General features: G+C 68.4%; 14 protein-coding genes and 1 riboswitch. Of the genes, 7 read left to right on the top strand and 7 right to left on the bottom strand.

Annotated features, from left to right (window positions below; genetic code table 11):
* Positions 1 to 7 precede the first annotated feature (7 nt).
* Together TY25_RS42185 and TY25_RS44320 are read right to left on the bottom strand one after the other, a co-directional pair.
* A complete protein-coding gene (locus TY25_RS42185; RefSeq protein ID WP_081869303.1) occupies positions 8 to 1102 on the bottom strand; it encodes an ABC transporter substrate-binding protein in 1095 nt (364 codons plus the stop codon).
* A 42-nt stretch (positions 1103 to 1144) separates the two neighbouring features.
* Entirely contained in the window at positions 1145 to 1378 is a 234-nt protein-coding gene (locus tag TY25_RS44320; RefSeq protein ID WP_081869302.1) for a hypothetical protein, read from the bottom strand.
* A gap of 400 nt (positions 1379 to 1778) precedes the next feature.
* Here TY25_RS44320 and TY25_RS34920 point away from each other — a divergent pair, with 400 nt between their 5' ends.
* Positions 1779 to 2519 carry a SigB/SigF/SigG family RNA polymerase sigma factor gene (locus TY25_RS34920; protein ID WP_081869301.1) on the top strand — a complete coding sequence of 247 codons (741 nt, stop codon included), beginning with the start codon at positions 1779 to 1781 and terminating at the stop codon, positions 2517 to 2519.
* A gap of 90 nt (positions 2520 to 2609) precedes the next feature.
* Positions 2610 to 2894, top strand: a complete 285-nt coding sequence (locus TY25_RS34915; protein WP_042263616.1) for a hypothetical protein — start codon at positions 2610 to 2612, stop codon at positions 2892 to 2894.
* Positions 2895 to 2990: 96 nt separating this feature from the next.
* Here TY25_RS34915 and TY25_RS34910 read toward each other — a convergent pair whose 3' ends face one another.
* Both TY25_RS34910 and TY25_RS34905 read right to left on the bottom strand, forming a co-directional pair.
* Positions 2991 to 3491 (bottom strand): DUF4383 domain-containing protein, encoded by a 501-nt coding sequence (locus TY25_RS34910; RefSeq protein WP_042263614.1) that lies wholly within the window; start codon positions 3489 to 3491, stop codon positions 2991 to 2993.
* A gap of 276 nt (positions 3492 to 3767) precedes the next feature.
* A complete protein-coding gene (locus TY25_RS34905) occupies positions 3768 to 3959 on the bottom strand; it encodes a DUF1059 domain-containing protein (RefSeq protein ID WP_042263612.1) in 192 nt (63 codons plus the stop codon).
* Between the two features lie 177 nt (positions 3960 to 4136).
* A riboswitch (cobalamin riboswitch) is annotated at positions 4137 to 4278 on the top strand.
* A gap of 137 nt (positions 4279 to 4415) precedes the next feature.
* Here TY25_RS34905 and TY25_RS34900 point away from each other — a divergent pair.
* Both TY25_RS34900 and TY25_RS34895 read left to right on the top strand, forming a co-directional pair.
* Complete coding sequence (locus tag TY25_RS34900) at positions 4416 to 5399, top strand: methylenetetrahydrofolate reductase (RefSeq protein ID WP_226887322.1); 984 nt, start codon at positions 4416 to 4418, stop codon at positions 5397 to 5399.
* A 90-nt stretch (positions 5400 to 5489) separates the two neighbouring features.
* Positions 5490 to 5873: an Rv0313 family protein gene (locus tag TY25_RS34895; protein WP_042263610.1), complete on the top strand. Its 384-nt coding sequence runs from the start codon at positions 5490 to 5492 to the stop codon at positions 5871 to 5873.
* 37 nt (positions 5874 to 5910) lie between these two features.
* Here the strand turns inward: TY25_RS34895 and TY25_RS34890 are convergent, their stop codons facing one another.
* Genes TY25_RS34890 through TY25_RS44315 form a run of 3 tightly spaced genes read right to left on the bottom strand, consistent with a single transcriptional unit; the run spans position 5911 to position 10305 of the window.
* On the bottom strand, positions 5911 to 7851 hold the full coding sequence (locus TY25_RS34890; RefSeq protein WP_042263608.1) for a M3 family metallopeptidase: 1941 nt from the start codon (positions 7849 to 7851) through the stop codon (positions 5911 to 5913).
* Between the two features lie 39 nt (positions 7852 to 7890).
* On the bottom strand, positions 7891 to 8484 hold the full coding sequence (locus TY25_RS34885; protein WP_052383398.1) for a PadR family transcriptional regulator: 594 nt from the start codon (positions 8482 to 8484) through the stop codon (positions 7891 to 7893).
* Positions 8485 to 8496: 12 nt separating this feature from the next.
* Complete coding sequence (locus TY25_RS44315) at positions 8497 to 10305, bottom strand: PDR/VanB family oxidoreductase (RefSeq protein WP_226887321.1); 1809 nt, start codon at positions 10303 to 10305, stop codon at positions 8497 to 8499.
* A gap of 192 nt (positions 10306 to 10497) precedes the next feature.
* Between TY25_RS44315 and TY25_RS34875 the strand changes: the two genes are divergently transcribed.
* The 3 genes from TY25_RS34875 to TY25_RS34865 all read left to right on the top strand — a co-directional run bounded on the left by TY25_RS34875 (position 10498) and on the right by TY25_RS34865 (position 12766).
* The gene (locus TY25_RS34875; protein ID WP_042263770.1) at positions 10498 to 11295 is read left to right on the top strand and encodes an alpha/beta hydrolase; all 798 of its coding nucleotides are present in this window, start codon (positions 10498 to 10500) and stop codon (positions 11293 to 11295) included.
* 138 nt (positions 11296 to 11433) lie between these two features.
* Positions 11434 to 11646: a hypothetical protein gene (locus tag TY25_RS43510; RefSeq protein WP_052383397.1), complete on the top strand. Its 213-nt coding sequence runs from the start codon at positions 11434 to 11436 to the stop codon at positions 11644 to 11646.
* Between the two features lie 121 nt (positions 11647 to 11767).
* A complete protein-coding gene (locus TY25_RS34865; RefSeq protein WP_042263606.1) occupies positions 11768 to 12766 on the top strand; it encodes an iron-containing redox enzyme family protein in 999 nt (332 codons plus the stop codon).
* The last annotated feature ends 32 nt before the right edge of the window (positions 12767 to 12798 follow it).

Raw genomic sequence — 12798 nt, 5'->3', positions numbered from 1 at the left:
GGCGCGGCTACTCGGCCGGACGGGTGTGCAGGACGCGGAAGCGCTCGGGTTCGGCCGGGTCCCGATCGACGATCTGGATCGGCGCACCCGCCCATTGCCAAATATTCAGGCCGGATACCCGGGCGAAGCCGATCGATCCGCGGGTGCCTTCCACGGCTACCCGAGCCCACGACTCGGCTATGCCCACACCGGGCTTACGCAGCGCCTCGGCGAGAACAGTGATCGTGTCGTAGCCCTCGAATGCGACGAACGAGGGCGCCGTCCCCAACCGCGCACGCAGCCGGGGCTCGACTCGGTCGCCGAGGGCGCTGAGCCGCTCCGGCAGGTAGCGCAGGAACGGGATTCCGGCTCCGCCGTCACCCAGGGCCTTCGTCCATCCGGGGAACTCCGGCTGCCCGGCCGGGGCACCGAGCAGAATCTCGTGCAGCCGCGGATCACGCCGGACGGCTTCGACGATCGGCACGGCCGGGTCCGGGTGGCCGACCAACAGGAGCAGAGCGGTCGCGCCCTGCTCGACCAGCGCGTCGCACAGCGCCGCCGGGGCGAGCACTCGGGTATCGAGTTCGCGCACGCTACCGCCGCGGGAGGCGACGTACTCCCGCAGGATGCGCGTCCCCGCAGCCCAGTAGACGCTCGGCTGGGTGGCTACCGCGATGCGGTCGCGGCCCGCGCGGAGCAGGAAGTCCGCGTAGGTCTGCCAGCCACGCGATTGTGGTGGGGCCAGCCGTGCGACCCGGTCCGTCGGCTGCTCGACGAGTTCGTCGAGGACCGCGGACGAGCACAGAAACGGCAGGCCGAGCGCGTCGGCGCGGGCGGCAGCGGTACGCGCGACCACGCTGTGATACTCCCCGGCCAGGGCCGCCACGCCGAGGCGAGCGAGTTCGTCGACGGCCGCGACGGCCCGCTGCGGATCTGCCGCGGTATCGCGGACCACCAGTTCGAGCGGTCGTCCGAGGACCCCGCCCGCGGTATTGATGTCCTCGACCGCCAGCTCGAGACCGGCGAGCAGGTGCGCACCGGCTTCGACCCAGCCGGGCCGGGTGCGGGGAACGAGAGCGCCGATCCGGACGGATCGCTGTACCGGGCGCACCTGGGTGACCATGCCGGATATTTCACCCACGGCCATCGATCCCCGGCAACCGAATTACCGCGGGCGAGCACCGGCACCGGCACACGGCTTGGTTTGTCCCGTCGCCGGCGGCAACGGCTGCACGACGACGGGCATACAGATCGTCCACTGTCGCTGTCCCGGATCGTAGGGCGGATCGGCCTGGTAACTGAACGCGGCAGCACCGCCGAAGACCAGCGCCAGGGCCGCCGCCGCACCCAAGAGCGGGCGGATCAACCGGAACCTGGGCGGCGCAGCCAACTGCCGCACGTGGCGACGGTGCGATCGCGACCACCACCAGATCAGTACAAGTTCCCGCATCGCACAGTCCTGCCCTCGCCTGTATGTACTGAATCGCGATGGCGAGCAACGTGTTACGTGACGTTGCGGGCCGGTGTCCGGTGCACGATCCATGGAACGCAACGCGTCTGGTTTTCGTTTTCCGGCTGGAGTCAGCGCAAGACTTCGTTATCGGGACAGACGCCACCGCTCGGCGGCTGGGAGGCTGAACCGAGCGACGTGTCGAATGAGGGCGTTCAACCCGAGAGCAGTGCCTCACGGCGAATGCGTCGCGCACGGAAGGTTCCTCATGACCATCCAGTCCCCTGCCGCCCGTCGGATTCGCCCACGTCGCGGTCGCGGCAACGATTCCTACGACGGGATCGAGCCAGTGTTGGCAGAACTGGCGAACTTGCGCGGCGGCTCGCTCGAGTACGAACGGCTGCGCGCCGAGATCCTGCGGCGGTGTCTACCGCTGGCCGAGCACATCGCCCGGCGCTACACCGGCCGCGGTGAGAACTACGACGACCTGTTCCAAGTCGCGAGCCTCGGGCTCGTCGCCGCCGTCGACCGTTACGACCCGGCGCGTGCGACACCGTTCCTGGCCTTCGCCGTCCCGACGATCATGGGCGAAGTCCGCCGCCACTTCCGTGATTTCGGCTGGTCGGTGCGAGTTCCGCGGCGCACCAAGGAAATTCAGCTGATGCTCGCGCCCGCCGTGGAACGGCTCTGTCACCGGCTGTCCCGGATGCCCACCGCGCTGGAGATCGCCGTCGAACTCGACGTCGATCTGCTCGAGGTGACCCAGGCGATGCTCGCCGCCAATGCCTACACCAGCGATCCGCTCGACACTTCGGCGCACGACAACGACAACGACTACGCGCCGAGCGCGGCCGACCTGCTCGGCGGGGAGGATCCGGGCTATCAGCTGACCGACGAAGCGCTCGCCGTCACACCGCTGCTGGACGAACTTTCGGCCCGCGAGCGCCTGGTCCTGCATCTGCGGTTCTTCCGCGGACAGACTCAGATCCAGATCGCCGAACGGCTCGGCGTCTCCCAGATGCAGATCTCGCGCATCCTCACCAAAACGCTCACCCAGCTACGCGAAGGCGTACTGCCGGATGACGATTGATGCCGCGCGGCACCGAATGGTCGCGGCCACAGCGCGTTTGAACATCGCGCGACGGGGCTTACGGTGAGAAAGACGATCGGGACGGCGGGTATGAAGAACAAAGAGATCACCGTGCGGGTGAAAAAGGGCCAGTGGCGCGCCATCAGCGCGGCGGCCGACTGCGCGGGCATGAGCGTCGAGGACTATATCCGCTGGAGTGTAAAGCTGTTGGCGCTGCAATCCAGGCCTGGCGGCGACCCGCACCAGACGTCCACCGCGCGTCCCGCGCCGCGCCGGCGCGCACGTCCCGTGCTCGATCAGCCCGAGTCGACGGTGTGGGAGGAGTGCTTCGCAGAGCAGCTGTCGCACCGTATCGAACAGTTCCGCGACGACTGAAACCCCGGCCACGACTGAAACCCTCGGCACCGCAACGGTGAACCCCGCGGCATGCACCTGTCGCGGGGTTCACCGTCGTGCGTCGTGCCGCTGCGCTCAGTGCCGGCCGAATGACGGGCTGGTACCGAACGAACCGCTCGCCTGGTTCGCCGCGACCCGCGGCAGCAGCAGGCCGAGCGCGACCATGCCGACGCCGAGACCGAAGTGCAGCCAGTTGTCGGCGTTGTTGACGGGAACGAAGTTCGCGCTACTGGTTTCGTCGATGATCAAGCCGTACAACCAGAGCACCAGATAGATCACGCCACCACCGATCAGGAACCCGCGCGATGCGGCGGCGGTCCGCGCCGCCGCGAGGCCGGCGACGCCGAAGAGCAGGTGCACGATGTTGTGCAGCACCGACACCTGGAACAGCCCGAGCAGTTTCGCGTCGGTGTGATGTCCGGCGAAGGTCAGTGTGTCGAAGCCGGTGGTGATGCCGGGAATGAATCCGAGCACGCCGACCAGCAGGAACACCGCGCCGACGACCAGCGAGCCGAGCTGGACCAGCGTGCGTGCCCGCGGGCCCGTATGGGCGGCGGGTTGTTGACTGTAAGTCATAGTGATGCCATCTCTTTCGTATTCCGGGGCACGGTGGCTCCGCACACCACACCCGGTCCGACGGCCACATTCAGCGGTGAACGGCCGAGCGCCCGGCACGTTCCCCACGGAGCGCACCTGTCGGCGCAGTGCACGAGCGATCTACCCGGCCTTTTCCACCCGAAACAGCATCGGCGAAGCGTAACCGCACGCGTTCGGGACTCTCTCGACAGAAGGGCGCACTGGAACCCGCGCGCGAGGGGGCAGATGCCGGACGGTGACGCCGCGGCGGACGATCTAGGTGCTGACCTTCTCGTCTTCGAGCGACGCACGGATCTGTGCGCGCAGCTCCGGTCCGTCTTCGTGCTGATGCACGGAGATCGCGTGCTCGCTGGCGGCTCGCACGACTTCGTCTTCCTCGCCGGAGATGGTGAGCGTGCAATTCGTTTCGCTGGGGAACCTGCGGCAGTCGGCTACTTTTCTCGTCATGGGACGAGCCTCCTGAGAGATCAATAATGCTGGTCTCTACGGTAGACCTCCCAGGTCACCGGGGTCGCGAAAGCGGAAATCGGTGTTCGCGGGGCTGGGCGCGCTTGGCGCGCCTCCAGGTCGTCGCTTATATTCGCGAGCACAACTGGTTCGCCGGAGGTGGAGTCGAGGAGCCCCTGATCCACCGGCCGGCGTCGAGTTCGGGCCGCGTTCGCGCGCGCTCGGACGAGAGGGAACCCGGTGCGAATCCGGGACTGTCCCGCAACGGTGAATGGGCGCGCCCATGAGTCCGAAGACCTGCCGGTTGTGCCGGGTACGCCGTATCCGGCGGTCGTCGCCTCGTGGATCGGGCGTAACGCCGAGTGGACCCGGGCACGGGATTGATGCTTCGAGGGCTCCGTCAGCGTTTCGCTCGTTATGGGCGGTGGCCACAGGGCGCTACCACGGAGTTCGTCAATGCTGAACCCTCACAAGAGTTTTCCCGCTCGCATCGCACCCGCGGTGCGCGGCGTGCCGTCGGTCGTGCAGAGCCTGCGCCTGCACTCGCGGCAGCGGGTGCCGTTCTCGGTGGAATTCAACCCGCCGCGCGACGCCGCGGGCGAAGCGCGACTGTGGCGCACGGTGCGCGAATTCGAGCGCATGCATCCGGCGTTCGTCTCGATGACCTACGGCGCGGGCGGTTCGACCAAGGACCGGACCGCGCGGATCACCGGCGCGCTGGCGCAGGAGACCACCTTGCTGCCGGTGGCACATTTGACGGCGGTCGGGCACAGCATCGCCGAACTGCGCGCGCTGGTCGGCTCCTATGCCGACTACGGCATCCGCAACATCTTGGTGCTGCGGGGCGACCCGCCGGGTGATCCGCTCGGCGACTGGCACAAACATCCCGAGGGAGTCGAGTACGCCGAGGAACTGGTGCGGATCGTGCGGGATCTCGGCGATTTCAACGTCGGGGTCGCCTCGTTCCCGCAGCTGCACCACCGCTCCCCCGACCTGGACACCGACACCGCGTTCCTGGCCGCGAAACTCCGTGCCGGAGCGGACTATTCGATCACCCAGATGTTCTTCGAGGTCGACCATTACCTGCGCCTGCGCGACCGGCTCGCGGCCGCCGACCCCGAGCAGGGGGCCAAGCCGATCATTCCGGAGCTGATGCCCGTCACGTCGCTGCGCACCGTGGCGCGGGCGGAGGAACTCAGTGGCCGCGCGCTGCCCGCGCCGATCATGGCGCGCCTGCTCCGGGCGGCGGGCACCGGGCCGGAGGAGAACCGTGCCGCGGTCCGTGAAGTCGGGATCGAACTCGCCACCGAACTCGCCCAGCGTCTCATCGATGAGGGCGCACCCTGCCTGCACTTCATCACGTTGAACTTCGCCAAGGCGACCACCGAGGTGCTGACCAACCTGGGCTACGCCGTCACCGCCGCCCCGCTGAGCGCCTGATCCGCGCGGTCGAATGGGGCGACGTGGCGCAGTCCCGGTTCCGCGAGGACACTGGAGACCGATACCGTATTCGTCCCGAGGAGCGATGTGATGGCAGCCGAGAGGCCTTTTGGGATCGATCCGGAAGATTTCGAACGCGCGCTGCGGGAGGCCGGGATCGAGATCCGCGACCTACTCGGCAAGGCAGGCAACTACGTCGACCGCGCCGGAGTGAACACGCTGGCGTCGCTGCTCGGTCAGTTCGTCCAGCCGGAGCGCCCGCGCGCGGCGAAGCCGGAGAGCGAGACCACCGGCGAGACCGGCAGCGGCGTCTGGGTCATCTACAGCATCAACGACGCGGGCGAGGCCCGGGTCGAGCAGGTGTTCCCGAGTGAACTCGAGGCTTTGCGCGCCCACCGCGACAACACCGACGAACGCCGCCGCGTCCGCTTCCTGCCCTACGGCGTCCCCGCCACCGCGCTCGACTCGCTCTGAACACCACCTTCAGTCCGCGGTGGCCACCTTCCAGAGACTAGGTGACTCGGGGGGCGGGCGGGGGCGTGTCGGGGACGTGGTCGAGCCAGGCCGCGAAGGCGTCGAAGGTGAAGGGGCGGCCGAGGAAGTCGGCGACCAGATCGGCGGCGTCCTTCGACCCGCCGGGGGCGAGTACGCGGTCGCGGTAGCGGCGAGCCACCGCGGGATCGAGTAAGTCGGCGGGGTCGAATTCGGAGAACAGGTCCTTGGCGATGACCAGGCTCCAGAGATAGGTGTAATACGCGGACGTGTAACCCGCGAGATGACCGAACGACGCTTGGAAGTGGGTACCGGGCAGCACGGCGATCAGGCCGTGGCGTTCCATCGCGTTCCGGACCGCCGCGGTGTGGTCGGCGGGCCGATCGCGGTGCAGCAGATACGACACCGCGGTGTAGCCGACCTGGGTCTGGATCTGGATGCCCTTGCCGAAATCGGTCGCGGCGCGCATCCGCCGCACCAGCTCGGCGGGGATCGCGGCCCCGTCCTCGTCGACCGCGAACCGGCCCAGAATCGTTGGGTCCCAAGCCCATTCCTCGAGCATCTGGGACGGCGCCTCGACGAAGTCCCACTCGGTGGCCACGCCGGCGAACCGCGCCCAATCCTGTTGTCCGGCAAGCACATGATGCAGGAGGTGCCCGAATTCGTGGAACAGCGTGACAACCTCGTGGTGTTCCATCAACCCGCGGGAGAAGTTGCACACCAGCACGCCTTCGGGCAGCAGCCGGCCGGCGATGCCGCCGACGAGCTCGAATTGCGCCGCGTGCTTGTACTTTCCGGCGCGCGGGTGCAGGTCGAGGTAGATCCGTCCGCAGCGCGCACCGTCGGAGTAGACGTCGTACGCGGTGACGTCCGCGTGCCAGGACGCTACGTCGACCGGCCGATACTCCAGGCCGAACAGCTGACCGGTGACGTCGAGCAGACCGTCGCGCACCCGGGTGAAATCGAAGTAGCGGCGGACCTCGCGGGCGTCCACGTCGTACTGCTCGCGACGGATCAACTCGGTGTAGTAACCGACCTCGGACCGGTCGATGGTCGCCGCCGGATCGTCCTGGCGGCGGCGCGCCAGCAACGTCGCGAGGTCGCGCCGGCCCGCGGCCGCGGCCGCCGCGGAGATCCGCTCGATGAAATCCGCGATGGCCGCGCCGGTGCCGATCATCTTGACGTCGGCGTCGTAATCGGGCCAGCTGTCGAAGCCGAGCAGGCGGGCCTGTTCGTCGCGCAGCTCGAGCATCTCGTGCAGCACCTCGTCGTTGACCGGCCAACCGCGGCTTTCGAATTCGACCGTCAGCTCGCGCCGCGCGGCGGCGTCGCCGGCGAACGACCGGAACGGCCGATAGTCCGGGTAGTCGGTGGTGACGGTGACCAGTCCGTCCGCGTCGACCGGATGCGCGGCGACGAAATCGGCGGGCAGGCCGTGGAGCCGCTCGGGCGTCAGCCGGATCGAGCGGACGTCGTCGCGGATCGCCCGCCCGAAGTCCTGCGTGAGCACGGTGAGCCGCTCGGCGATGGCGCGCAGCCGTGCCCGCGTCGGCTCGTCCCGGTCCACGCCGGTGCGGCGGAAGTCGCGCAGCACGTGTTCGCGCATGCGACGCGCGACCGCGTCCAGCCCCGCCGCGTCGGTGGCCGCGACGACGTCGTAGAGCGCGCGATCCAGCCCGCGATCGGTCCGGGCACGGTCGATCCGCTGCACGAGTTCCTCGGCGAGACCGCGCACTTCGCGCTCGGGATGGATTTCGACGAATAAACCGGCGGCCGCGTCGACACCACGCAGGGCGATATCCGCGTCGTTCCACAGGCCGAGCACCTCGGCGGTGTCACGCGAGGCCCCGTCCTTCAAGCGTGTCAGCGTCTGCGCCACCGTCGTGAGGCCGTCGTCGACGTAGTCGGCGAGCCACTCGGACCATTCGGCGGACGGCAGGGCAAGCGGCTGCGGACTCATCCCCCGACAGTAACCGCAGCCTCGGCCACGGTCATGTCGTTACCGGGCGTGCAGCCGCGGCCAGAATTCGCCCAGCGCGGCGGGGTCGTGCTCGATGAGAGCGCGAAAGCGTGCCACGAAGCGCTGTTCGGCTTCGATCTGCTCGAGCCGGTAGTGGTACTCGATCACGAAAACTTGGTCGACGTCGCCGGCCGAGGCCAAGACCGCCCGTTGCTGCTCCGCCTGTTCCGCCAGCGCGCGCTCCCGTTGGTCCAGCAGGGCGGCGACGTCGGCCGGGGGCAGCACCACGATCAGCGACAGGGTCGCCTCGAACTGCCGGAACTCCTTGGCGGGCACCGAGACCATCTCCCGCATCCGCGCGTGCAGGCGCTCCTGCCCGGCCTCGGTGGGCCGGTAGATCGTGCGTTCGGGGCGCTGCCCGGCCCGCTCGGTGTGCTCGGCGGTCAGGTAACCGGCCCGGGTGAGCTGGTCGAACACCATGTACAGCGAGGCGTGCTTGAAGTCGATGCTGCGGTCCGCGTTGCGCCCCTTCAGCAGTTTGCCGACCTCGTAAGGGTGCATCGGCCGTTCCATCAGGTAGGCGAGCACGACCAGCGCGAGCGGGTTGTGCAGTGGGTCCCGCCGGATTGCCACGGGACCCTCCTCCTAGACGTCGAGCACGAGTCGATCCCCTCGCGCGCGGGACACGCACGGGTAGATGATATCGACCCGGTCGCGCTCCTCGGCTTGCAGGACGTCGTCGCGATGGTCGGGGACACCGGCCAGTACCCGCGTCGCGCAGCTGCCACACACACCCTCCGCACAGGACAGATCGACGGTGGGATCGACGGCCTGGATCGCCGCGAGCAGGGTGCGGTCGGCAGGCACCGGCACCACCACGCCCGAGCGGCGCAGCTCGGCCTCGAACGCCGTGTTCGTCCGGTCGTCGCCTCGATTGCTCGCGGCGAAGCGCTCGGTATGCAGCGTGATGTGCGGTTGCCGGGCAGCGGCGGATTCCATTGCGGCGAGCAGCTCTTCGGGACCACAGCAGTAGACCGCGGCCCCCGCGGGCGTACGCCGGAGCAGCTCGTCGAGATCCGGGCGAGCGTGCGTATCGGCGGGCAAGAGCGTCACCCGGTCGGGGTACTGGCGCAGCAGCGCGTTGCCGAACGCCATCGTCGGGGCTGATCGTCCGCGATAGACCAGTCGCCATTCGCATTGGGCTCCGTGCAGCTGCCGGATCATCGGCAGCAACGGCGTGATGCCGATACCACCGGCGACGAACAGATACGCGGGCGCGTCGATCAGCGCAAAGTTGTTGCGCGGTCCGCGAATACCGATGCGCGCGCCCACCGGGAGGTCGTGGATCTCCACCGATCCGCCGCGCCCGCCGGGCTCACGCAAGACGGCTACTCGGTAACCGGCCGAATCGGCCGGATCGCCGTAGAGCGAGTATTGGCGGACCCGGCCGGACGGCAACACGAGATCGATGTGCGCGCCCGGTGCCCACTTCGGCAGTATCTGCCCCTCGCCGGTTACCGTCAGCGCGATTGTGCCGTCGGCGATTTCGCGTCGGTCGGCGAGCACCGCCGGAGTTGTCGGCTGCGTGCGCTCGGTCAGGACCCGGCGGCCGCGGCGGGTCTTGCCGCCGGGCTTGTACAGCGACAGCAGCACTGCCGCAATCAGACTCAGCGTCGAACCACCGAATCCCCAGAACGCCACCATTGCAGCCGCACCGAGTTCCGCCGAGCTGCCGCCGGTTTCGGCCAGCTGAGCCGCGCGGGCCGCCGCGTGTTCCAGCGCATCGTGCAGAAACCCGAACGCCACGAACAGGATTCCCACCGCGATGGCCAGTTTGGCCGCCACCCAGTAGTACCGGAACAGGCCCCAGCTCGTCGTCAGGCCCACCGCCAGGCCGGTGAGAAAGGTGGCGAAATTCGCCCACGGCAGCAGGGTCAGGTCGAAGACGGCCATCAGTTCATAGGTGACCCGGCTGGTGTGGATGTCGCGCGTCGTCATCGCGACCACCGCCATGGCGGAGATGGTCACCGCGATGCCGACCCAGCAGCACGCCGCGACGATATGCGCCGCGACCAGGGCTTTGCGCGGTTTCGGGCGCAGTTGCCCGGCCAGCGCGGCCAGGATCGGCACCGCGAGCCAGGTGGCGAACATCGCGACCAGGTCGCCGACGACAAAGGCTTGCAGTACCACGGCGACGACCAGCAGCCAGCCGCCGCCGAGCAGGATGCGGCGCGGCACGGCACGTCCCACGGTCACCAGCCCGACGAGACCACCGGCCACCGCGATGAGCAGCCACCACATCGGGACGCGTGCCGCCGTCAGCGTCGCGGGAAAGACCGGGGGTAACACCATTGCGGCGAACGCGACGATCAGGAAGGCCACCAGCATGTTTCGCGCGGGTCGCAGCGAATGCCGCTGGGCAAGCGCGGGTTTGGAAGATGTTCGGACTGACATAGGGCGTCTCCGCTTACTCATATAGTCGATATCGACTAATCGAGTATGTCGCGCCCGGTAGCCCCTGCCATCCGGGACAACCCTGAAACACACCGCACTGGCCGATTTACCAAATGTTTGCTGTAATTGGAATATCTGAATTACCAGATTGGCTCGATGGGGCCGGATCCCGAATCGACGGAGGTAGACGAGATGACAGAGCACACACCGGTCGTTTTCGTGCACGGGTTGTGGCTGCACGCGACGAGCTGGCAGGACTGGGCGCAATGCTTCGCCGACGCCGGCTTCGACCCGATCATGCCGGAGTGGCCGGGTGTGCCCGATACCGTCTCGGCGGCCCGCGCGGTACCCGAACGCCAGGCCGGCGTCGGCGTCGCCGAGATCTCCGCGGCCTACGCCGAGGTCATTCGCGGGTTGCCGCGCCCGCCCGTCCTCGTCGGCCATTCGATGGGCGGCTGGGTCGTGCAGCATCTGCTGAGCCAGGGCTTGGGGGCCGCGGCAGTCGCCATCTCGCCCGGGCAGATCCGCGGCGTCAAAGCCGTCAGCCTTACTCAGGGCCGGGCCGTGCTGCCGGTTCTGGGCAACCCGGACAACGTCAAGCGTGCGGTCTCCTTGTCCGTCAAGCAGTTCCGCTTCTGCTTCGGCAACGCCGTGTCTGCGGCGGAGTCGGACGCCCTGCACGAGAAGTGGTCCATTCCCAGCCCGGCCCGGCCGCTGTTCCAGCTCGCCTACGCGAACTTCGTCCCGAACTCCCCCGCCGCCGTGGATGTCCGTAACAACACCCGCGGACCGTTGCTGTTGCTCTCCGGCAAACTCGACCACACCATCCCCGACGTCCTCACCCGCGCCACCTTCAAGCGTTACCGGCACGCCGGGGCGGTCACCGACTACCAGCGCTTCGACGACCGCGGCCACTCCCTGGTAGTCGACAGCGGCTGGCACACCGTCGCCGACACCGCGCTGCAGTGGCTTCGCAAGGCGCTGCCGTAGCAGCGGCACGGTCGCGCGCGGCCATCTCTACAGCTTCCACCGCCTCACCGGCACCGCCGATTTCGCCGTCGAGAGCGCCGCGACGATGTTGCGCGAGCGGGCCACGCGGACTTCGCCGACCGTCTCCTGCGTGATCTGGTGGGCCGCAACGTGATTCCCGGCCGCTGGACCTTCCAGGTGGTCGAGGAGTACGACGAAACCTGCTACCACCACTTCCGTGATTGGGAAGAACAAGCGCGTCGCTTCACCGGCGGGCAGCGCCACCTGCACGAGGCCGAACTCAAACGACAGCGCCGCACCGACGGGCAGGCGGCCCACGAAGCGACCCCCGACGAATCGGCCGGCGACTAGCCCTCGCCCCTCGGGCGTCGACCGGGTCCGAACCTCCTTACACCCGGCACGACTGCCGGGGGGCAAGGGTTCGCCGGGATGTTGCGTGCGTCGGAAACCGGATCCTGGGTACGTCCAGCGCATGACTTCCTCTTCTGTCACCGAGGTCAGCGCGCTGCCCGCACCCAGGGGCGAGTTGTCCGCCGCCGTCATCGAGACGTTGTCGCGGGAACCGGGCAGCGCTGTCCCCGCCGTGCCCGATCTCGATCCGTACGGCGAGGACTTCCAGCTGGCCCTGCACACCTGCTACGAGCTGCACTACCAGGGCTTCGGCGCGGTCGACACCGGGTGGGAATGGGACCCCGGGCTGCTCACGCTGCGCGCGGCGCTGGAACAGCGGTATCTGCATGCGCTGCGCGACGATGTACCCGGCGGCACCGATCTGGCGGCCGAGCTGGAGAACTTGCTGGCCGTCCCGGCCGAGGAGACCGGTGTCAGCGCGTTCCTGCGGGACGAAGGCGAACCGTGGCAGTTGCGCGAATACTTCGTGCATCGCTCGATCTACCACCACAAAGAGGCCGACCCGTACGCGTGGGCGATCCCCCGGCTGCGTGGTCAAGCCAAAGCGTCGCTGGTCGCGGTGGAGTTCGACGAATTCGGCGGCGGTCGCGGCGAACGGGTGCACGCCCAGCTCTACGCCGACCTGCTGGCCGGCGCCGGACTCGATCCGCGCTACCTGCACTACTTCGACATCGTGCCTGCCCCGATGCTCGCACTGGTCGACATGATGTCGCTGTTCGGTCTGCATCGCGCCTGGCGCGGCGCGCTGATGGGGCACTTCGCCACCGTCGAGATCACTTCCCCGCCCGGCGCCCGGCGCATGGCGCAGGCGCTGGGCCGCTGGGATTCCGATCCCGCCTGCGCGCTGTTCTACAACGAGCACGTCGAAGCCGACGCCGTGCACGAGCAGGTGATGCGCGAGGCGATCACCGACCTGCTCGCCCAGGAACCGGAGCTTCGGGAATCGGTGGTCCTCGGCATCCAGGTGACCAACTTGCTCGAGGATCGCTTCGGCGAGCACGTGCTCGGCGCGTGGCGGCAGGACCGCACTTCGTTACGTGAGCCGCTTTCCTCGCGGTGATCATGATTGACTCGCCGACGAGCGGGCATCGC

The organism is Nocardia brasiliensis NBRC 14402 (assembly GCF_000308475.2).
Classification (GTDB): Bacteria; Actinomycetota; Actinomycetes; order Mycobacteriales; family Mycobacteriaceae; genus Nocardia; species Nocardia brasiliensis.
Note: the sequence above shows the minus strand (reverse complement) of the source record. Positions and strands in the feature narration are given on the sequence as shown.